Source organism: Thermoanaerobacter mathranii subsp. mathranii str. A3 (assembly GCF_000092965.1).
GTDB classification, from domain to species: domain Bacteria; phylum Bacillota; class Thermoanaerobacteria; order Thermoanaerobacterales; family Thermoanaerobacteraceae; genus Thermoanaerobacter; species Thermoanaerobacter thermocopriae.
In genome coordinates, this window is sequence record NC_014209.1 from 598,222 (window position 1) to 618,172 (window position 19,951).

Here is a 19,951-nt window from a genome sequence, read left to right on the forward strand (position 1 = left end):
TTTTACGAACAAAACTTTTTCACTTTAGCAATTGATGATATAATTATTTTAAGAGACAAGCTTAAAGGGAAGTGATGAGAAAGTGCAAGCACTGAATTTGATAGAGACTTCAGACAAATTATCAAGCATTTTAAATAATGCTAAGCCTTTTTTAAAATGGGCAGGAGGAAAAACACAGTTATTAGATGAGTTATGTAAGAGGTTGCCATCCTCTTTAATTCAAAGGGGTAAAATAGAGAGATATGTTGAGCCTTTTGTGGGCGGTGGAGCATTTTTTTTCTTTTTAAAAAGAAATTTCAAGGTTAAAGAATCGTTTTTAATCGATATAAATAAAGAATTAATAATAGGTTATAAAGTAATTCAAAATAATGTGAATGAATTAATTGATGAGTTAAGTAGCATGGAAGAGAAATAGGGTAAAAAGAGCAGCGTACTTAATTTTTCCAAACAAGACATGTTTTAATAGATTATTCATCTGAATAAAAAAGGAGAATTTAATTTCATTATAAGTTACCATATTAATGAGTTTTAAAAAACAAGAATTTATCAATATTACATATGGATTTCTATGTTATTTTGACAATAGATTAAAACCATATAAATCTTTAAATTGATTATTGAAAAAACAAAGAGATTATAGAGAAAAAGCAGAGACAGGATTCCGAGCGTAAATTAAAATAATTTAGACCCGCATTTTGAAGTGTGTAAAAGGAGGACTTTACTGTGGCATATTTCCTAATTTCAGTTTCAAATAAAGTAAATTTGGATTTATGCATCAAATATGCACTAGCAGGTTTTACGAATAGCATAAATGGATTGTGGACATTTATGGAAATTCAAGAGGGTGATTTTGTTTCATTTCTATATGGTGCTCGAGTTTTTAATCTTTACAAGGTAGAAAGAAAGGAAGCTATAGAGAATGCAGAGACAATTCCTCCATGGCTTCCTGTAACATTCAAAATGTCGGGCAAAACTTATTATTTCCCTTTTCGTCTTTATCTAAAACCGCTGCGTCAATTCGTTGAGCCTATGGTTAGACCGGAATTTGCTTATGTAGCAGAAAATTTACTTTTAAGAGGCGGTTATAGAAAAACCCATTTTCAAGCCGATCAGACTACGTTACAATCAGTTTCCCAAATGGGGGAGATTTATAATAGGCCAATTGAGACTTTAACAATCAGCAATTACAAAACGTTTACTCCTTCTATCGTATGGGATAGAAAACTTGAATCATCACCCAAAACCTTCTACTTTCAGGAATTTGTCCTTCAATCTTTGATAAGACAACATCTATCAGTAAGTACAAATCTTCAAATTTTTTTAGCTTCTGCCGGTTTAAATACTTTCCAAGCGGAAGATTTTGAGGTTCTTGGTGAAAAAGCTTTATCTGAAGGCTACATAGATATTCTTATTAAAGATCGTATGCCTGTGGGCTATTCTAGGAAGATTATTTTAGAAATTAAGACTGGAAGTGCAAAATCCAAAGATATTGAGCAGTTAGAAAACTATATTAGAGAAATAGGTAAAGAATGTGTAGCAGGAGTACTTGTAGCACAAAAATTTTCAAAGAAACTTAAACAAGAATGTGAGAATAGAGGGATAAAACCTTTTATTTATACTTTTGGTCAAATTGAGAAGTCACGTAAATATACTTTAGAAGACTTGAAACGAAAGCTTCAACTTTTAAAAATAGAGCTATAATATTAAACAAAAAGTGGTAATCAAATGTATATGTGGAAAATAAGTTAATTTCGAAGTCTATGAAGGTCCGTCATTGTAGTCTGTAAACAAACTTTCGTAAAGCGAATATTTTGCATAAGGAGCGACTTGTGAAAAGCGCTAACAAAACTTAACGAGGCCGAAGGTGGAGGCAGGGCCGAAGCCAAGGATGGGGGAGGCGGGCACTAAGACAGGACGTCGCCTGACGGGAAACCCTGCCGGAACCCGAAGGCCGAGTTTAGTTTTGTCGCTTTGGAACTCCGGAGCGAGGATCAAAATATTCGCTTTGTAAAATTTTTACTTTGTCGACAAGCTAAGACGGCGGGGATTTCCCGCCATTTAACGTATCTTTATTTTATTACACTATAGAAATTTTATAATCTTTTAGCCACATATTTATTTGTACGAGGTAAGCGAAGAGTTGGGCGGAGCCCATAAGCTGAGAAAACCAAGCAGGGTCATAGGCTTTTGCATCTGTTTCTATAAGTGTTATTATCGCTTTTTTATCTACAAGTTGTAATAAAGGCGATGTACTGTCATCAACTATTTGTTTTAGCCATTTTTTAACGATGTTTCTAAATACTGGATTGTATGTTTTGGGGTAGGGACTCTTTTTTCTTTCAATTACTTCATTTGGGATGTAACCTTTTAGAGCATATCTAAGTATCCCTTTTTCCCTTCCGTTTAAATTTTTCATTTCCCAAGGTATATTCCAGACATATTCTACAAGCCTGTAGTCTAAATAAGGTACTCTTGCTTCAAAACCTACTGCCATACTCATTCTATCCATTCTGTCAAGAAGCATGGGCATAAATCTTGTTAGGTTAAGGTAAAACATTTCCCTCATTCGAGCATTATAGGGGTCTTCTCCAGTGAGCTTTGGCACTTCATTTAAAGCTTCGTTATATCTATCATTTAAATACTCTATAGGTCTTATGTATTTTACAACTTCTGGCAAAAGCAATTTCATGCGTTCATTGATCATTCTTATCCATGGGAAGGTATTAGCCTCAATTGCTTCTTTGTTTCTAAACCAGGGATAACCTCCAAAAACTTCATCAGCACCTTCTCCTGATAGAGCGACTGTGGCTCCTTTTTTTACTTCTTTTAAAAATAGATATAAAGATGAATCTATATCTGCCATACCAGGCAGGTCTCGAGCGTACAAGGCTGGTTTTAGAGCATATGCAAGTTCTTCATTATCTATAAATACATAGTTATGGTTTGTGTCAAGTTTCTTTGCGACAAATTTTACCCAATCTGCATCAGAGTTTGGCTGAAACTTGTTTGGCGTAAAATATTTATCATTACCCACATAATCTACAGAATATGTTATAAGTTTTTGACCTTTTTGTTTTAATTCTTCATTTGCAAAGGCAGATACAGCAGTTGAATCAAGTCCACCTGATAGCAATGAACATAAAGGTACGTCTGAAACAAGTTGTCTTACTGAGGAGTCTCTAAGGAGATACCTTATTTTTTCCGCCGTTTTCTCAAGGCTATCTTCATGGGGAATACTTTGTAATGACCAGTATTTGTTTATGTTTACTCCATTTTTGGTAAATATGAGGTAATGCCCGGCTTTTAATTCTTTAATGTCTTTAAAGACACCGCATCCGGGAGTTCTTGAAGGTCCCATTACAAATATTTCTGCAAGACCTTGAGAGTCTATCTCTGGTTTTACATTAGGATGTGCTAATATTGCTTTGATTTCTGAGCCAAATATCAAAGACCCATTTTTAATGGTATAAAATAATGGCTTTATTCCGAAATGGTCCCTGGCAATAAAAAGCCTATTTTGCACTTCATCCCATATTGCAAAAGCAAATATTCCGTTAAATTTTTTAACACAGGTCGGCCCCCATTCTATATAAGATGTCAAGATAATTTCAGTATCTGAACGGGTTTTAAAAATATATCCCAAGGATATGAGTTCGTTTTTTAATTCATCCATATTGTAGAGTTCTCCATTATGGATAATGACAAAATTTTTTTCACCATATTTTTTTATCATTGGTTGACTTCCGCCTTGTGGATCTATTACAATTAATCGACGATGGCCTAAAGCACAATGTTTTGACAACCATATTCCAGAACCGTCAGGTCCTCTTTCTTTAAGGGTATTTGTCATTTTTTCGATTACTTCATTTTGAAGTGACAAGTCCATATTAAAGTTAACCCATCCCGTTATTCCACACATAAAAATCCTCCTAAAATTTAAATCTATAAGTAAATATATTCTCTTTTTTTGCCATTGATACATGTTATAATTTTCTAATGAATTTTTAATTTCTACATGATATAATAAAAACATAAATGTTTTAGGAGGATGCGGCTTATATGGGGAAAGTGATAAAAGAGCATTATTATGAAGAAAATGATATTGCTGAAAGGATAAAGTTTCTAAAAAAGAAATTAAATGAATCTAATTTAGAACTTCCTAAATCTTTGGAGTTAAGCCGTGAATTAGACGAATTAATTGTGATGTATATGAAAAAAGAAAAACAAGTAAAACAGGTAAAATAAAGTGCTGTTTTACTTGTTTTTCTTTTTGCGTTTACATAAAAAAATTTAAACTTTTTAAAATATATGTCGATATTTATATTAGCAAAGAGGAGAAGGTGTTACAAATGATAAATTTTATTTTAGGAGGTAGTAACGGTAATGTTGGAGGGGATTAATACTGCGAGAACAGAACATGTGAATTCGCAGTTTAGAAAGGATAGTGGGCTATTAGAGGAAATAAAAGCAGTAAAAGATATACTTAGTAAACCTGTGGATGATGACAAACTTAACAGTGCACTTAATAAAGAAAATAGAAAAATAAGCATTAACGATCATACATATTTTGAATTTTCTGTACACAAGCCTACAAATACAATAGTAGTAAAAATTGTTGATAGTTATACGAATGAGGTTATTGACGAGATTCCTCCTGAAAAAATACTTGACCTTGTGGCAGGATTATGGGAAATAGCGGGACTTTTTGTGGATAGAAAAATATAGGGGGGTATAAAGGATGGATTCAATAAGTATGAATAGCTACAATGTGAGCAATTTATTGAGAATAAGTGGTCTTGCGACGGGACTCGATACTGATTCTATTGTACAACAGTTAATGGAAGCTGCCAGTATTCCTCTTGATAGGTTAGAACAACAAAAGCAATGGTATCAATGGCAACAAGAGGATTTAAGGGATATAAATACACAGCTTTTATCTCTGCGAGATAATAGTGTATTCCAACTTAAATTACAAGGAACTTTTCTTGCTAAAACTGTTGCTTCAAATTCTGCGGTAGCTACAGCTACAGCAACATCAAGTGCAGTAAATGGAGTATATACCTTAAGTGTAACTCAATTAGCGCAAGCGGCGTACAGAACCTCAGGGCAGCTTAGCATTACAGATCCTGCTGCAGCACTTAATCAAACGGGTACTATTGTATTGAATGGTATAAGCATTTCTATAACTTCAACTGATTCTTTAAATACGATAATTTCAAAGATTAATAGCTCTGGAGCAGGAGTAACTGCCACATATGATACTAATTTAAAGACTATATTTTTAGTTTCTACAACTACAGGAAGTGCTGCTAAGATAGATTTTAGTGGTTCGGATTCTGGCGGTTACAATATATTAACTAATACCATGAAGATATCAGGCTTGACACTAGATACCACAACTAACACAGTTACTGATGGTGCAATAGCGTATGGTAAAGATGCTCAATTTACTATAAATAACGGTTCAACGGTATATTCTGAAAGTACCAATAGTTTTACATTATTGGGTTTAAACATTACCCTTACAGGTACAGGCACAACAACTTTATCTGTTTCAACAGACGTTGACAAGATATATAACGCTATAAAGAGCTTTGTTGACAGTTACAATGATATAATTACAAAGATTAATGCAAAGCTTACAGAAAAAAGGTATTACGATTATCCGCCTTTGACTTCTGAACAGAAACAAGCTATGAAAGACAGTGATATAGAACTATGGGAAGAAAAGGCAAGGTCAGGGAATTTGAACAATGACGAAACTTTAATGCGAGTATATTACTCCATGAGAAATGTTGTTTCATCTGTAGTTTCTGGTGTAGGCTCTTTAAGTTCAATTGGTATTACGACCAGCCAATGGTATGAAGGTGGAAAACTTTACATCGACGAAACAAAGCTTAGAGATGCTATTGCGAATAATCCTGATACTGTAATGAAGATATTTACAGGTGTTTATGAGACAGATTCTAATGGGAATACTACTTTAGTTACTCCAGGTATTGCACAAAAGTTATATGATACTTTGGACCAAGGCATAGATGCCATAACAAGAAAAGCAGGAAGTACCACTCAGCTTTATGACACAAGTTTTATAGGAAATAGAATAAGAGAAATAGATGAGAGGATTGCTCAAATGCAAGATTATCTGAATGACCTTGAAGAAAGATATTATGCACAATTTACACTACTAGAGATGTATGTAGGACAAATGAATTCTCAAAGTATGTGGTTGAGTCAGCAGATTGAAGTTATGATGGGATAAAGGGGGTGCGTTTATGGTAAATCCGTATCAGCAGTACAAAGAAAATGCTATTTTGACGGCAAGTCCTGAAGAACTTGTACTTATGCTATACAATGGCATAATAAGGTTTATTGAGGAAGCAAAAGGGGCAATTGAAAAAAAAGATTATATGGCAGCAAATAATAATATACAAAAAGCACAAGACATTATTACAGAGCTTATGCTTACTTTGGATATGAATTATGATATTTCTAAAAACTTATACAGTCTATATGACTATATGTTAAGAAGATTAATTGATGCTAATGTAAAAAAAGATGTAGCAATTTTAGAGGAAGTCAAAGGATTTGCCGTGGAACTGCGAGATACTTGGAGTATAGCCCTTAATAAGGTTAGGGAGAAAGTTTATGCGAAAGGTTGATGACATGCATAATAATATAGAAAAACTTACTCGAATTGTACAGGATAAAATTGAGAGGTTGAAAGAGTTTTATGAGGTTACTGAAAAAATAGGTATTTCCATAACTTCCAACAATTTAGAAGAATTAAAGAATTTACTTGCTACAAAGCAAAAAATTATAGAAGAAATCGATAAACTTGATGCCGATTTTATCCCTTTGTATAATGCTTTTAAAAAGGAGAATAAAGTGGAAAGTATTTTTGCTTTGGAAGGGAAAATTACAAGAGAAATAAGTAAATTGAAAGCGCTGTTTATAGAGGCAAAAAACCTTTTGGAAAAAATAAAAGAGAAAGACGATAAAAATCTTCAAAATATAACTGCTGTTTTCGAAAAAACAGAAAACAAATTAGAGGAATTGTCAAAAAGTAAAGAGGGGTATATAGAATATCTTAAATACTATACACCTGACAGTTATTTTTTAGATAAAAAGCGTTAAAGGAAGCGGGAATTTCCCGCTTCCTTTATATTTTAAATTTGCTTATTATACTCATCAATGTATTTGCAATGTTGCTCAAATCTTGTGCGGACTTTGATATTTCTTCTATTGCAGTTTTTTGCTCTTCTGTTGCGGAAGATATTTCTTCGGTTGAAGCGGCAGCTTCTTCCGTTACTGCGGCGATATTTTGTATCGAATCTAACATTTCACTTCTGCTTTGAGAAATTTTCAACATTGATTCATTAAGTTTATTAAGTTCTTCTACGATTCTATTTACTGCTTGCTGAATGCCGTAGAAAGTGTGAACTGTTTTTGCTAAAGATTCATTTTGTTGTTCTATAGAAGCACTTGCTTCTTCTACTACTTTATAAGTATCGTCAATATTTTGTTGTATTTCTTTTATAATAGCTTCGATATTTTTAGCGGCTTCAGAAGACTGATTAGCCAATTTTCTAACTTCATCAGCTACTACGGCAAAACCGCGACCGGCTTCTCCTGCACGGGCTGCTTCAATTGCAGCATTTAATGATAAAAGATTGGTTTGATCGGCTATTGTAGTTATTGTCTCAACAATTTTTCCTATTTCATGAGATTTTTTCTTTAGGTAGGAGGTAGATTCTTTCACTTTGCTGTGCATTTGTTCTGTGACTTTAGTCTTTTCACTTAATTCTTTTATATTTTCTAATCCAGTATTTGCTGCTTTTATTACAGAAGTAGTTTCTTTATTTATATTTTTTGAATTTTCCATTGTCACATCCAAATTTTGACTTAACAAATTGGTAATAGTTGCACCTTTTTCAGCTTCTTTTGCTTGTTCCTGCGCACCTTTTGCAATTTCTTCCATAGCTGCAACTACTTCATTTGTGATTTGCTCAGCTTTATTTGATGCAAAGGATACTTTTTTAGAATATTCGTATACAGAATTTGCGGCAGATAATACATCGGCTACTAGCCTTTTTATACCATCTATCATAAGGTTAAAACTTGAAGCTAATTTACCTATTTCATCATTTGATTTAACTTCTACTTTTTGCGTCATATCGCCATTTGCAGCTTTATTCATTGCAGTCATGACTTTTCCTATTTTTGATGTGATATTTTTTGAGAAGAAATACGCTATTAATATTCCTATTAAAAGGCTTATTAAACTAAAAATTATTGTGTTGTCTTTTATTTGAGAAGTTTTTTCAGCAAGTTCTGAAGAATCCATGGTTATTGCAGCTTTCCAACCAAAATTATTTAAAGTTTTTACAGATGCAAATTTATTTGTTCCATTGTCATTGTACTCAAAACTTCCTTCTTGCATAGAGAGAATCTTTTTGCCGTAATCGTATTTTGTTATGTAGGAGAATAAATTTTTCTTATCTTTATCAGCGATTATAATGCCTTCATTAGAAATTAAGTACACATTTCCTGTTTTTCCTACTTTTATAGAAGAAATCATATTAGAAAGAGAATCTAAATTTATGTCAAATGCCAAAACTCCCACGATATCTGAAGCTACATTAGTCAAAGAACTTCTAACGGCTTTTGACACTGTGACTACTCCACCATTTGTCCCATCATTACTGTAAGGGCCAGTCCATATTATTGCATCTGGATTTTCGATAGCTTTTTTATACCATTCCTGTTTGGTAGGGTCATAGTTGGGGTCAAGGGGAAGGTCAGGAGATTGAATTATTTTTTTATCTGGAGTTGCAAGGTAAATAAGAGATATTTTAGTACTTTTTGCCTTCAAAATGGTTGTAAATAGATCTTGTAAATTCTTTTTATCGGTTTCAAAATCTCTTTGCCCAAAATTTAGAATTTGAGGATTGGTGGAGAGAATAATAAGTTGAGTTTCAATATCATTTTTGAAAAGGTCTACATAATTATTTATTAGTCCTAATGTATCTGTATTAGAGATGTTGATAGTATCTTGTAAAATTTCTACTGACTTGCTTGTAGACATATAGCCAGTGAAAGCAAGAGGAACGATTATTACAAAGGCTATGAAGGTCATTAGTTTAGCAAATATGCCACTAGCACTGTTAAAAAACTTTAGTCTAACGTTTGCCTTAGGAATTTTTAAACTTAGTTTGAATTTCTCCTTCTTATAGTAGTCTTTTTGCTTTTTCATTCGTTAAACACCTCCAAAATGGATGAATAAAGTTATGCAATCGGTTGTATATATATTATACCACTGTTTGATGAATTTTACAATAAAATGTCGGAATTTGTATTTTGATATCGTAGAAATTTTATTAAAATTTTATTGCTATTTAAGGTTTATGATGATATAATACACTTATATTAAATCAAAAATTAAAAGTGAGGGGATTATTAGTTATGTATCAAGACAAAATGATAGTTTGTAAAGATTGCGGAAAGGAGTTTGTGTGGACAGCGGGAGAACAACAGTTTTATGCTGAGAAAGGCTTTCAAAATGAGCCTGTAAGGTGCAAAGCCTGCAGAGATGCGAAGAAAAGAAGAAACCATCAATATAATGCTAGAAAAAACAAGAGAGCTTTTGGTATTGAGAGATAATCCCCTTACTTTTTCGCAAGAAAAGTAAAGAGGATTATACAGAAGACACCGTTTTGGTGTCTTTTTTGTATTTCAGAACTTTTTCCACATTGTTAAAAACGAATTTAAAACTTATTCACAGACTTATCCCCATTATCCACAACTTTTTATTTCACAACGTCTATAAAAACTCCAAAAAAATTCCACTATGTCTTTAATATAAAAACTATTGAAATTTTATTCACATGATATTATAATTATCAAAGTGAATTCTATGATGCATTGAACGTTATAGATGGTAATGTGAATAACTTATAACTTTAAAAAATTTTTATGTACAGGAGAGGAGAAGGAGAATGAATAAAAAATCATTTACTGCGCTTTTAATAATAACACTCGTTTTGTCTTTATTTTTGGCTGGTTGCGGCAGTAAGCCTACTAATACCTTAGAAAAAATTAAACAAAAAGGCGTTATCGTAATGGGTACAAGTGCGGATTTTCCACCTTTTGAGTTTCATAAGGTGGAAGGAAATAAAGATACAATAGTAGGTTTTGACATTGATATAGCAAATGCTATTGCAAAAAAATTAGGTGTAAAGCTAGAGATAAAGGACATGGACTTTAAAGGGTTGATTCCAGCTCTTCAATCAGGGCGTATAGATATGATAGTTGCTGGTATGACTCCAACCCCAGATAGAGCCGAAAATGTTGACTTTTCAGATCTTTATTACAACAGTCAACAAGTTGTGGTTGTAAAAAATGATAGCCCGATTTTAAAGTTTGATGACTTAAAAGGTAAAACTGTCGCAGTGCAAATAGGTACCACTTCTGAAGAAGCAGCTAAAAAAATACCAGATGTAAATTTGAAGCAGCTAAATCGTGTGGGAGACGCCTTCATGGATTTAAAAAACGGCAGATGTGATGCAATAGTATTGGAGGATACTGTTGCAAATGCATATTTAAAAGAATACAAAGACATGAAGATACTTTCCATGAAAGAAATCAACACTGAGGAAGGTGGTATGGCTGTTGCAGTGGCTAAAGGAAATAAAGAATTAGTGAATATAATAAACGAAGTGATAAAAGATTTAAAAGCAAGCGGCGAATATGACAAGCTTGTAGATAAATGGTTTAAGTAATGATGAGATTTAGTGGAGAATTTTTAAAATAGTTCTCCACTAAAATTTTGCAGAAAGGAAGATTTTTATGAGTGTAAATTTTTTGAGCATGCTAAAATACAGTCATTTATTTGTAAGTGGCCTTCTCATGACTTTAAAACTCACCTTTTTAGCGGTGACTATAGGAGTTATATTAGGTCTGATTGTTGCTCTTATTAAAATGTCCTCTATAAAGCCAATAAGCTTTGTAGGTGCAAGCTATGTTGAAATTATAAGAGGTACTCCTCTTTTGGTGCAACTCTTGTTGATATACAACGGCCTTATGCAATTTGGAATAGATATACCAGCTTTTATAGCAGGAGTTTCTGCTCTTGCTATAAATAGCGCTGCCTATGTTGCAGAGATTATAAGGGCAGGCATACAAGCTGTAGACCCTGGCCAAAACGAGGCAGCTAGATCGCTTGGAATGACTCATACTATGGCGATGCGATACGTTATAATTCCTCAGGCAATAAAAAATATTCTTCCTGCATTAGGAAACGAATTTATTGTGATGCTGAAAGAATCGGCAATTGTATCAGTTATAGGTTTTGCAGACCTTACAAGGCAGGCAGATATTATACAAAGCGTTACTTATAAGTATTTCGAGCCTTACATCATCATTGCTGCCATATATTTTATAATGACCTTCATTTTTTCAAGGCTCCTTGGGATTTTTGAAAGGAGGCTCAGAGCCGGTGATACGCGTTAATGAAGTATATAAAACCTTTGGGAATTTAGAAGTGTTAAAAGGGGTAAGCTTAAGCGTAAATAAGGGAGAAGTTGTTGTGATAATAGGACCAAGCGGTTCGGGAAAAAGTACCCTTTTAAGGTGTATAAACCTTTTAGAAGTGCCTACTAGAGGTGAAATCTACATTGAAGGAATTAAAATAAACGACAGAAAAGTAAATATCAATAAAATAAGACAAAAAGTAGGGATGGTTTTTCAGCACTTTAATTTATTTCCTCACTTGACGGCTCTTGAAAATGTAACGTTAGCTCCTATTAAAGTGAAGAGGATGGACAAAAAAACTGCTGAAAATATAGCTTTGGGTTTACTTGAAAAAGTAGGGCTTTTAGATAAAAAAGACGAGTATCCTATTAAGTTGTCAGGTGGTCAAAAACAGAGACTTGCAATTGCAAGGGCATTGGCTATGCAGCCAGATATTATGCTTTTTGATGAGCCCACATCAGCCCTTGACCCTGAAATGGTAAAAGAAGTTTTAAACGTCATGAAAGGGTTGGCAAATGAAGGGATGACTATGGTAGTTGTAACTCATGAAATGGGTTTTGCGAGGGAAGTAGGAGATAGAGTTATTTTTATGGACGATGGAATGGTAATTGAAGAAGGGACGCCAGAAGATATTTTCTACAATACAAAAAATGAAAGGACAAAGGAATTTATAAGTAAGATTTTGTAAAGTCACTCCGAGAAGGAGTGTTTTTTTGTTTCCACGTATTGCAGGAATATTGTTTTTTATGTAGAATTATATTAAATAGAAGGATAATGAGAGGGGTTTGATACTATGAATATCACAGTAAGTGGTAAAAATGGTATGGCAGTTACAGATGGACTAAGGGATGCGGTTGTAAAAAAAGTTAGCAAATTAAGCAAGTACTTTACTGAGGACACTGAAGTGAGAACAGTTTTAAGCGTACAAAAAAACCATCATATTGCAGAAATTACAATACCTTTTAAGGGTATTATATTTAGAGCTGAAGAGGTCAGCGATGACATGTATGGTTCAATCGATAGGGTCGTAGACAAAATAGAAAGACAAATTCTTAAACACAAAACAAAGCTTAAAAATAGATTTGGTGCTAATGAGTCAATAAGATTTGAGATTCCACCTGTTTATCAAGAAGCTAAGGAAGAAGAGGAAGAAACTTCCTTTGAAATAGTTAAAACAAAAAGGTTTCCTATAAAACCTATGTCAGCTGAGGAAGCAATTCTTCAGATGAATCTGTTAGGACACAACTTCTTTGTATTTACAAATGCCGATACTGATACCATAAATGTCGTATACAAAAGAAAAGATGGCAAATATGGCCTGATAGAGCCGATAGAATAAAACTACATAAAAAATAAATAAATTGGGATGGGGCTCTATCCCCATTTTTTTGTCTAAAAAGAAGGAATTTTAAATTTTGTATAGAATATATTTTAAGTGTGCACAAATTTTGATAGGGTGTGAAGATAATGGGTGAAATAACAAAAGATATGGTAACTTCAATGGAAGGATACATAAACAAAATTCAAGGAGTATTATCAAGCAGAGTTGTTGCAGAAAATGGTGAAATAACTGAAATCCATGTATTAGCTGATAGTACAAGGAATGCAAAGCAGATTGCAAGAGATGTGCAATCTGTCATAATGGCACAGTTTGAAATTGATATAAATTACAAGATTATCAGTGTTGCGCAAATTGATACTGGAGAAAAACTTCAAGGAGAACACAGGCTTGTTTTTTCAAGTTATTCCTTTATAAATAATGGCCTTACCAGTGAAGCGAGAGTTATACTCACAAGAGGTGATGAGGTTTTTGAAGGGTATGCTGAAGGACCAAATACTGCAAGTAATAAGTATAAAATAATTGCTAATGCTACGCTAGACTCTATTTCTAAATTGATTCCCAAAAACCATTTATTTCTATTAGAAGATATCGACATATTTAATATAGCCAAAAGCAGAATAATAGTTATAGGGGTTACCCATGTAACAAATAACCAGGAAGAACTCCTAACAGGTTCATGTCTTATAAAAAAAGATGAAGGAGAGGCTGTGGTAAAAGCCACATTAGATGCCGTCAACAGGCGCGTCATGTCGATTACATCCCTTTAGTTTTTAAACACCCAAACCGCTTAAAAACTGTTTTAGCGTAGCGCCGCCTGAAGCCTAAGGGCAGAAGAGCTTTTACAGCAAAGGGGGGTTTCAGGGTGAATAAAGCAACACTTATAAAAGTATTGTTGGTTTTAATGACACTTGCATTAGCAGGAGGTGCAAATTATGCGTGGAGTTAAGCGGTTTGAGGTGTTTTTTAGATTGAAAATAGGAGGTTTATTATGCTTAACAAAAGGGTAAAAATATATATTTCTATAGTAATAATATTAGGGTTATTTTTTATTGTAGATTCTATGCTAAACGTTCCTACAAATAGCATTGTAGATATAATTTTGTTTGGATTTTTTGCAGTTTTAGCCGAGTCAATGCCAATATATATAGCAAAAGATTTTAGTGTATCTGTTGCATTTGCAGTTGATTTAATGGCATTACTTATTTTTGGACCATATCAAGGCTCTTTAATTGCCGCCATTGGTATGGCAGGAAGAGTAGGAAGATACTCGGATGGAAAGACATGGCATGTATTTAATATGCCTTTTTACAAAACTCTATTTAATGTATCTCAATTAGCTTTAAGTGTAGGTATTGCTGGCTTAATATATGAATATACAGGGGGGACTCCAGGTTATTCTATATATCCCCACCACCTTTTATCTGCAATATTAGCAGCAATTGTATATTACTTGTTAAATACTTCAATTGTGGCAATGTTATTGTCTTTTTTAATGAACAAATCTTTTATCTACATTCTAATAAAAGATTTCAAATGGGCTATTCCCAACTTTTTCTTTCTTGCATTTTTAGGCATAATCATGTCGGAGGCTTTTGTAAGAATAGGCTATGTAAGTCTTATTTTGCTCTTTATACCTCTTTTTATGATACGCTACATGTTTAAGCTTTATATGGACTCAAAGCAGTCTTATTATGACACAATAAATGTTTTGGTAAAAGCTCTTGATGCAAAAGACAAGTATACAGCTGGTCATTCAAAAAACGTAGAAAAAATTGCAGCTTTGCTTTGTAGAGAATTTGGTTTCAGTGAGTCTCACACTGAAATGGTGAAAATTGCAGCCCTTTTACATGATATAGGAAAGATTGGAGTGAAGGAAGAGGTTTTAAATAAGCCTGGGAAATTAAGTGATGAAGAATTAAGCATAATAAGAGAACATCCTCAAAAAGGCTATGAAATATTAAAAGAAGTCCCTGCGTTAAAAGAGGTTTCTTTGTGGGTAAAATACCATCATGAATGGTATAATGGAAATGGATATCCCGACGGGATAAAAGGTGAGGAAATACCATTGGAAGCGCAAATACTTTCTTTGGCAGACGTTTTTGATGCATTGGTTTCAGACAGACCTTACAGAAAGGCTTTTTCTCAAGAGGGAGCATATGAAATAATTGTAGGAAATGAGGGTACACAATTTAGCCCTAAAATAATAAAAGCTTTCAAAAAAGCTTTTGAAAAACACAGGGAGGAATTTAAGCATGATATTTGATTCCTTAGGTGTGTCTTTAATTTACGGAACTTTAAAAAAAGGAAAAATCAGCGGTATTGCTGATATTGAAATAAAAAAACCCAGCCTTTTTATAGCGGCATTTGTCTTGGAATTTGGCATGTTAAACTTTTCTAATAAATTTTATGGGGTTATAAAATACCAGTCTTATATACACTTCTTTGTGTATCTTTTACTTTTCATAGGATTGTGGTACAATAGAAATAACAAGTATTTTAGGATAATAAGTGTGGGAGTGTTTTTAAATTTTATTGTAATATTTGCTAATGGAGGAAGAATGCCTGTATCCATTGATGCTTTAAAGGCAGCGGGACTTAATAATCTCATACTACAACTTCAGGCAAATAGAATTGCTACTCACCAAGTTTTGAAAAGTTCTACACGGTTAAAATTTTTAGCGGATGTGTTAGTATTGCCCAAACCTTATCCACTGCCCAAAGCCTTTAGCATAGGAGATTTTATAATGGCGACGGGTACGTTTTTACTTGTTACAAATGCAATGCTTAAAAAGGTGAAAAGTCATGACGGCACAAGATAGAAGAGATAAAATAGTTGAAATTTTAAAAAATGCTAAAGAGCCTATATCTGGCTCTGACCTTGCCAAAAGATTTGGTGTTACAAGGCAGGTTATTGTGCAAGATATAGCTATTTTAAGGGCTAAAGGGATTAAAATATTATCTACCCCTCAAGGCTATATAATAGACACTGTAAAAGAAAACACTGTAAAAAGAGTTTTTGCTGTCAAACACGGATATGACAGGACAGAGGAGGAGCTAAATTTAATTGTTGACAATGGAGGAAAGGTGTTAGATGTAATCGTGGAACATCCTTTCTATGGGGAGATAAAAGGGCTTTTAATGCTTTCTTCAAGGTATGATGTAAGTAAATTCATGGAGTTTGTAAAGGAAGGAAAAGCAACCCTTTTGTCTTCTCTTACGGATGGAGTGCATCTTCACACTGTTGAAGGGGAGAGTGAAGAGGTATTGGACAGAATACAAAAGGCATTAGAGCAAAAAGGTTTTTTAATAGAATGATGATTTATAACCACTTTAAAAATTTTTGAAAAGTGGTTATTTTATTATTGACAGCTGTATATACATCTTGTATACTATAATTGTAAAAACTAAAGAATGGGGGTTTTAACGTGAAGACAAGAGAGATTACTATTGGAGGGCTTTTAGCAGCATTGGCACTTGTTATACCTTTAGCTTTTGGAGGAGTATTAGGGATAGTTATTCCGCCTTTTTCAGCTACACTGGCATCCCATGTACCTGTGATGCTGGCAATACTTATAAGTCCTGCAACAGCAGTATTTGTAGGTGTTGTATCTGCGATAGGATTTTTAATAAAATTGGGACCTGTAATAGCAGCAAGGGCGGCGGTTCACGCGGTGTTTGGCTATGTCGGAGCTAAAATGATGCAAAGAAGATATTCTTTCCCTGTTGCTTTAGCTGTTACACTTCCAATACACGCTGTTTTAGAAGCTATTGTTGTGATGCCTTTTGGATTTGATTTTTACAAAGCTTTTGTGGTGGTAGGGGTAGGTACTATACTTCACCACACAATAGATTCGGTAATTGCATTAGTGGTATTTTACGCATTAAATCCTATTTTGAAGTTAAAGATAATAGGTACAAAAAATTAACTTTAAAAAGCGTTTCAAAATTGTGGTGTTTTCAGATTGTTGATAAAGTCAGATATTTTTTAAGTAGATATTTTGCATCGTCGCTCTGGAGTTCCAAAGCGACAAAACTAAACTCGACCTTCGGGTTACGGCAGGGTTCCGGGCACATTCGACGTCCTGTCTTAGTGCCCGCCTCCGCCATCCGTGGCTTCGGCCCTGCCTCCACCCTCGGTCTCGTTAAGTTTTGTTAGCGCTTTGTCACAAGTCGCTCCTTATGCAAAATATCTACTTTCAAAAAGTTTGACTACAGTCTATGAGAACGCCTCAATTTTGAGACGTTCTTTTTTGTGAAAATTGTATGAAGAGAGTGTAAAATATTCTTGAAAAAACCTGCTTTTTATTGCCATAAAGACCGTATAGTGATATAATATATATTTGATTAACAATACCTTAGAAGGTGATAAAAATGTTGGGCTTAGTTGAAAAAATATTTGGTAGCTACAGTGAACGCGAAGTTAGAAGACTTGAACCTATTGCCGATAAAGTTTTGTCATATGAAGATCAAATGGCAAGACTTACAGATGCTGAACTTAGGGCGAAAACAGATGAATTTAAAAATAGATTGAAAAATGGTGAAACTCTTGATGATATACTTCCTGAGGCTTTTGCAGTGGTAAGAGAAGCTGCGTGGAGAACCCTAAAAATGAAGCATTTTAGGGTGCAGGTGATAGGCGGCATTGTCCTTCACCAAGGGCGTATCGCTGAAATGAAAACTGGTGAAGGAAAAACCCTCGTCGCGACATTACCTGCATATCTTAATGCTTTAGAGGGCAAAGGAGTTCACATTGTAACTGTCAATGATTACTTGGCAAAAAGAGACCGCGATTGGATGGGTAAAATATACGAGTTCTTAGGTTTAAGCGTTGGAGTGATACTCCATGATATGGGCCCAGAAGAAAGAAAAAAGGCTTATGCTGCGGATATAACTTATGGAACCAACAATGAATTCGGATTTGACTATCTAAGAGACAACATGGTTATATATAAAGAAGACATGGTGCAACGAGGGCTCAATTATGCTATAGTGGACGAGGTAGACAGCATATTGATAGATGAAGCGAGGACTCCTCTTATCATATCAGGCGTAGGAGAAAAATCAACTGACATGTATAAATTAGCTGACAGGTTTGTAAGAACCCTTAAAAAAGATGAGGACTACGTGGTTGATGAAAAGGCGAAAACTGTAAGTTTGACTGAAAAAGGCGTTGTAAAAGCGGAAAAATTTTTTGGAATTAAAAACCTTGCTGATATTGAAAATATGGAAATTTCTCATCACATTAATCAGGCTTTGAAAGCTCATGCAATAATGAAAAGGGATATAGATTATGTAGTAAAAGACGGTCAAGTCATTATAGTGGATGAATTTACTGGCAGGCTCATGTTTGGAAGAAGATACAGCGAAGGTCTTCATCAGGCTATTGAGGCAAAAGAAGGTGTCAAAGTAGAGAGGGAAAGCAAGACTTTAGCTACCATTACTTTCCAGAATTACTTTAGAATGTATAAAAAGTTAGCCGGCATGACGGGTACAGCTCAAACTGAAGAACAAGAATTTAGAGCAATTTATGGTTTAGATGTCGTTGTAATACCCACTAACAAGCCAATGATAAGGATAGATCATCCTGATGTGATATACAAAACTGAAGAGGCTAAGTTTAGAGCTGTTGTTGAGGATATTGTGGAGCATCACAAGAAAGGGCAACCTGTTTTAGTCGGCACGATTTCTATTGAAAAATCAGAAAGATTAAGTGCAATGTTAAAAAAGCGCGGCATACCTCATCAAGTGTTAAATGCAAAGTATCACGAAAAAGAGGCGGAAATAATAGCGCAGGCGGGGAGAAAAGGAGCGGTTACAATTGCAACAAACATGGCAGGCCGTGGTACTGATATACTGTTGGGAGGAAATCCTGAATTTATAGCAAAGAAAAAGATGCTTGAGGAGGGGTACTCAAAAGAAATTATTAATGAAGCTGCGGGATATGGACCTATTTCAGGCGAGGAAGTTAAAAAAGCCCGAGAAAGATATTTTGAGCTTCTGGAAGAGGCCAAGAAAGAGACTGAAAGAGAACACGATGAGGTTGTAAAGCTAGGGGGGCTTTACATTATAGGGACTGAAAGGCATGAAGCTAGGAGAATTGACAACCAGTTAAGAGGACGTGCAGGACGTCAAGGAGATCCGGGAGAAACGAGATTTTATATATCCTTAGAAGACGACCTTATGAGACTTTTTGGTTCAGAAAGGGTAAAAAACATGATGGACACCCTGGGCATAGACGATGACCAGCCTATAGAGCATAAGATTTTGACAAAACAAATTGAGCAGGCTCAGAAAAAAGTAGAGGGTATAAATTTTGACACTAGAAAACATGTCTTACAGTATGACGATGTAATGAACAAACAAAGAGAGATAATATACGCCCAAAGGAGAAAGGTACTTGAGGGTGAAAACTTAAAAGAATCAATTTTTGACATGATAAGAAGTATAATAGAGAGAAATGTTGAGGTATACACTGCAGGAAGTAAATATCCTGAAGAATGGGATATAAAAGGATTGCTAGACTATCTTTATGACATGTTCCTTGAAAAAGACAGCGTAGTTATTGATGTCGATATAGACAGACTTGACAAAGAAGTTTTAACTAACATAATATATGAAGAAGCTGTAAAACAATACGAGAAAAAAGAAGCTGAAATTGGTCCAGAGCAAATGAGGGAACTTGAACGGATAGTTCTTTTAAGAGTGGTAGATACTAAGTGGATGGACCATATAGATGAAATGGATCAATTGCGTCAGGGAATAGGCTTGAGAGCTTATGGACAGGTAGACCCTCTTATTGAATACAAAAAAATAGCTTTTGACATGTTTGAAGACTTGGTACAAAGCATACAAGAAGAGACTGTGAAATTTTTATATCACATTCAAATAGATAAAAACAATATGATTCAAAGAGAGCAAGTAGCAAAACCTGTTTTTACGAATGCAGGTATCCAAGAAAAAAAGCAACCTGTTGTTAAAGGCAAAAAAATTGGAAGAAATGACCCCTGCCCTTGTGGCAGTGGGAAAAAATATAAATATTGCTGTGGCGCTAATCTAAAATATTAAAAGGAGAGATGC

The 19,951-nt window shown here is 34.3% G+C and carries 20 protein-coding genes; 18 read left to right on the forward strand and 2 right to left on the reverse strand.

The annotated features are described in order from the left end of the window. Window positions 1-97: 97 nt before the first annotated feature. Both TMATH_RS02825 and TMATH_RS02830 read left to right on the forward strand, forming a co-directional pair. The gene (locus TMATH_RS02825) at window positions 98-415 is read left to right on the forward strand and encodes a DNA adenine methylase (protein WP_232192609.1); all 318 of its coding nucleotides are present in this window, start codon (window positions 98-100) and stop codon (window positions 413-415) included. Window positions 416-723: 308 nt separating this feature from the next. After that, window positions 724-1,701, forward strand: coding sequence for an endonuclease NucS domain-containing protein (locus TMATH_RS02830; protein ID WP_013149905.1), 978 nt, complete (start codon window positions 724-726; stop codon window positions 1,699-1,701). Between the two features lie 376 nt (window positions 1,702-2,077). Here the strand turns inward: TMATH_RS02830 and asnB are convergent, their stop codons facing one another. Next, window positions 2,078-3,919, reverse strand: a complete 1,842-nt coding sequence (gene asnB / locus TMATH_RS02835; RefSeq protein ID WP_013149906.1) for an asparagine synthase (glutamine-hydrolyzing) — start codon at window positions 3,917-3,919, stop codon at window positions 2,078-2,080. A 140-nt stretch (window positions 3,920-4,059) separates the two neighbouring features. On the opposite strand from asnB, the gene TMATH_RS02840 reads away from it, so the two are divergent. The 5 genes from TMATH_RS02840 (at window position 4,060) to flgN (ending at window position 7,137) form a co-directional block, all read left to right on the forward strand. Continuing rightward, window positions 4,060-4,245 (forward strand): Spo0E family sporulation regulatory protein-aspartic acid phosphatase, encoded by a 186-nt coding sequence (locus TMATH_RS02840; protein ID WP_013149907.1) that lies wholly within the window; start codon window positions 4,060-4,062, stop codon window positions 4,243-4,245. A 138-nt stretch (window positions 4,246-4,383) separates the two neighbouring features. Next, window positions 4,384-4,725 carry a flagellar protein FlaG gene (locus TMATH_RS02845; protein ID WP_013149908.1) on the forward strand — a complete coding sequence of 114 codons (342 nt, stop codon included), beginning with the start codon at window positions 4,384-4,386 and terminating at the stop codon, window positions 4,723-4,725. A 13-nt stretch (window positions 4,726-4,738) separates the two neighbouring features. Next, window positions 4,739-6,262 (forward strand): flagellar filament capping protein FliD, encoded by a 1,524-nt coding sequence (fliD, locus tag TMATH_RS02850; RefSeq protein ID WP_013149909.1) that lies wholly within the window; start codon window positions 4,739-4,741, stop codon window positions 6,260-6,262. A 13-nt stretch (window positions 6,263-6,275) separates the two neighbouring features. Continuing rightward, window positions 6,276-6,662 (forward strand): flagellar export chaperone FliS, encoded by a 387-nt coding sequence (gene fliS / locus TMATH_RS02855; RefSeq protein ID WP_012994622.1) that lies wholly within the window; start codon window positions 6,276-6,278, stop codon window positions 6,660-6,662. Next, complete coding sequence (gene flgN / locus TMATH_RS02860; protein WP_013149910.1) at window positions 6,649-7,137, forward strand: flagellar export chaperone FlgN; 489 nt, start codon at window positions 6,649-6,651, stop codon at window positions 7,135-7,137. The genes fliS and flgN overlap by 14 nt, the downstream gene beginning before the upstream one ends. Window positions 7,138-7,162: 25 nt before the next feature. Here flgN and TMATH_RS02865 read toward each other — a convergent pair whose 3' ends face one another. After that, a complete protein-coding gene (locus TMATH_RS02865; RefSeq protein WP_012994632.1) occupies window positions 7,163-9,256 on the reverse strand; it encodes a methyl-accepting chemotaxis protein in 2,094 nt (697 codons plus the stop codon). Between the two features lie 209 nt (window positions 9,257-9,465). On the opposite strand from TMATH_RS02865, the gene TMATH_RS02870 reads away from it, so the two are divergent. The 11 genes from TMATH_RS02870 (at window position 9,466) to secA (ending at window position 19,939) form a co-directional block, all read left to right on the forward strand. Then, window positions 9,466-9,663: a zinc-ribbon domain-containing protein gene (locus TMATH_RS02870; RefSeq protein WP_012994633.1), complete on the forward strand. Its 198-nt coding sequence runs from the start codon at window positions 9,466-9,468 to the stop codon at window positions 9,661-9,663. Window positions 9,664-9,998: 335 nt separating this feature from the next. After that, complete coding sequence (locus TMATH_RS02875) at window positions 9,999-10,781, forward strand: basic amino acid ABC transporter substrate-binding protein (RefSeq protein WP_013149911.1); 783 nt, start codon at window positions 9,999-10,001, stop codon at window positions 10,779-10,781. A gap of 67 nt (window positions 10,782-10,848) precedes the next feature. Then, a complete protein-coding gene (locus tag TMATH_RS02880) occupies window positions 10,849-11,511 on the forward strand; it encodes an amino acid ABC transporter permease (protein ID WP_012994635.1) in 663 nt (220 codons plus the stop codon). Further along, complete coding sequence (locus tag TMATH_RS02885; RefSeq protein WP_012994636.1) at window positions 11,498-12,220, forward strand: amino acid ABC transporter ATP-binding protein; 723 nt, start codon at window positions 11,498-11,500, stop codon at window positions 12,218-12,220. The genes TMATH_RS02880 and TMATH_RS02885 overlap by 14 nt, the downstream gene beginning before the upstream one ends. 105 nt (window positions 12,221-12,325) lie before the next feature. Next, window positions 12,326-12,871, forward strand: a complete 546-nt coding sequence (hpf, locus tag TMATH_RS02890) for a ribosome hibernation-promoting factor, HPF/YfiA family (protein WP_013149912.1) — start codon at window positions 12,326-12,328, stop codon at window positions 12,869-12,871. A 128-nt stretch (window positions 12,872-12,999) separates the two neighbouring features. Beyond that, entirely contained in the window at window positions 13,000-13,641 is a 642-nt protein-coding gene (locus TMATH_RS02895; RefSeq protein WP_012994638.1) for a hypothetical protein, read from the forward strand. 221 nt (window positions 13,642-13,862) lie between these two features. Further along, window positions 13,863-15,137, forward strand: coding sequence for an HD-GYP domain-containing protein (locus TMATH_RS02900; protein WP_013149913.1), 1,275 nt, complete (start codon window positions 13,863-13,865; stop codon window positions 15,135-15,137). After that, window positions 15,127-15,693, forward strand: a complete 567-nt coding sequence (locus tag TMATH_RS02905) for a DUF5317 domain-containing protein (protein ID WP_012994640.1) — start codon at window positions 15,127-15,129, stop codon at window positions 15,691-15,693. The genes TMATH_RS02900 and TMATH_RS02905 overlap by 11 nt, the downstream gene beginning before the upstream one ends. Then, a complete protein-coding gene (locus tag TMATH_RS02910) occupies window positions 15,677-16,189 on the forward strand; it encodes a transcription repressor NadR (RefSeq protein ID WP_012994641.1) in 513 nt (170 codons plus the stop codon). The genes TMATH_RS02905 and TMATH_RS02910 overlap by 17 nt, the downstream gene beginning before the upstream one ends. A gap of 110 nt (window positions 16,190-16,299) precedes the next feature. Next, the gene (locus tag TMATH_RS02915) at window positions 16,300-16,800 is read left to right on the forward strand and encodes a hypothetical protein (protein WP_013149914.1); all 501 of its coding nucleotides are present in this window, start codon (window positions 16,300-16,302) and stop codon (window positions 16,798-16,800) included. A gap of 445 nt (window positions 16,801-17,245) precedes the next feature. Then, window positions 17,246-19,939 carry a preprotein translocase subunit SecA gene (gene secA, locus TMATH_RS02920; RefSeq protein WP_013149915.1) on the forward strand — a complete coding sequence of 898 codons (2,694 nt, stop codon included), beginning with the start codon at window positions 17,246-17,248 and terminating at the stop codon, window positions 19,937-19,939. Window positions 19,940-19,951 lie beyond the last annotated feature (12 nt).

What these genes read in the sequence shown, in the direction of transcription:
- asnB (WP_013149906.1), bottom strand. Translation starts at nt 3,919, where the DNA reads ATGTGTGGAATAACGGGATGGGTTAACTTTAATATGGACTTGTCACTT.
- TMATH_RS02840 (WP_013149907.1), top strand. Translation starts at nt 4,060, where the DNA reads ATGGGGAAAGTGATAAAAGAGCATTATTATGAAGAAAATGATATTGCT.
- TMATH_RS02845 (WP_013149908.1), top strand. Translation starts at nt 4,384, where the DNA reads ATGTTGGAGGGGATTAATACTGCGAGAACAGAACATGTGAATTCGCAG.
- fliD (WP_013149909.1), top strand. Translation starts at nt 4,739, where the DNA reads ATGGATTCAATAAGTATGAATAGCTACAATGTGAGCAATTTATTGAGA.
- fliS (WP_012994622.1), top strand. Translation starts at nt 6,276, where the DNA reads ATGGTAAATCCGTATCAGCAGTACAAAGAAAATGCTATTTTGACGGCA.
- flgN (WP_013149910.1), top strand. Translation starts at nt 6,649, where the DNA reads ATGCGAAAGGTTGATGACATGCATAATAATATAGAAAAACTTACTCGA.
- TMATH_RS02865 (WP_012994632.1), bottom strand. Translation starts at nt 9,256, where the DNA reads ATGAAAAAGCAAAAAGACTACTATAAGAAGGAGAAATTCAAACTAAGT.
- TMATH_RS02870 (WP_012994633.1), top strand. Translation starts at nt 9,466, where the DNA reads ATGTATCAAGACAAAATGATAGTTTGTAAAGATTGCGGAAAGGAGTTT.
- TMATH_RS02875 (WP_013149911.1), top strand. Translation starts at nt 9,999, where the DNA reads ATGAATAAAAAATCATTTACTGCGCTTTTAATAATAACACTCGTTTTG.
- TMATH_RS02880 (WP_012994635.1), top strand. Translation starts at nt 10,849, where the DNA reads ATGAGTGTAAATTTTTTGAGCATGCTAAAATACAGTCATTTATTTGTA.
- hpf (WP_013149912.1), top strand. Translation starts at nt 12,326, where the DNA reads ATGAATATCACAGTAAGTGGTAAAAATGGTATGGCAGTTACAGATGGA.
- TMATH_RS02895 (WP_012994638.1), top strand. Translation starts at nt 13,000, where the DNA reads ATGGGTGAAATAACAAAAGATATGGTAACTTCAATGGAAGGATACATA.
- TMATH_RS02900 (WP_013149913.1), top strand. Translation starts at nt 13,863, where the DNA reads ATGCTTAACAAAAGGGTAAAAATATATATTTCTATAGTAATAATATTA.
- TMATH_RS02905 (WP_012994640.1), top strand. Translation starts at nt 15,127, where the DNA reads ATGATATTTGATTCCTTAGGTGTGTCTTTAATTTACGGAACTTTAAAA.
- TMATH_RS02910 (WP_012994641.1), top strand. Translation starts at nt 15,677, where the DNA reads ATGACGGCACAAGATAGAAGAGATAAAATAGTTGAAATTTTAAAAAAT.
- secA (WP_013149915.1), top strand. Translation starts at nt 17,246, where the DNA reads ATGTTGGGCTTAGTTGAAAAAATATTTGGTAGCTACAGTGAACGCGAA.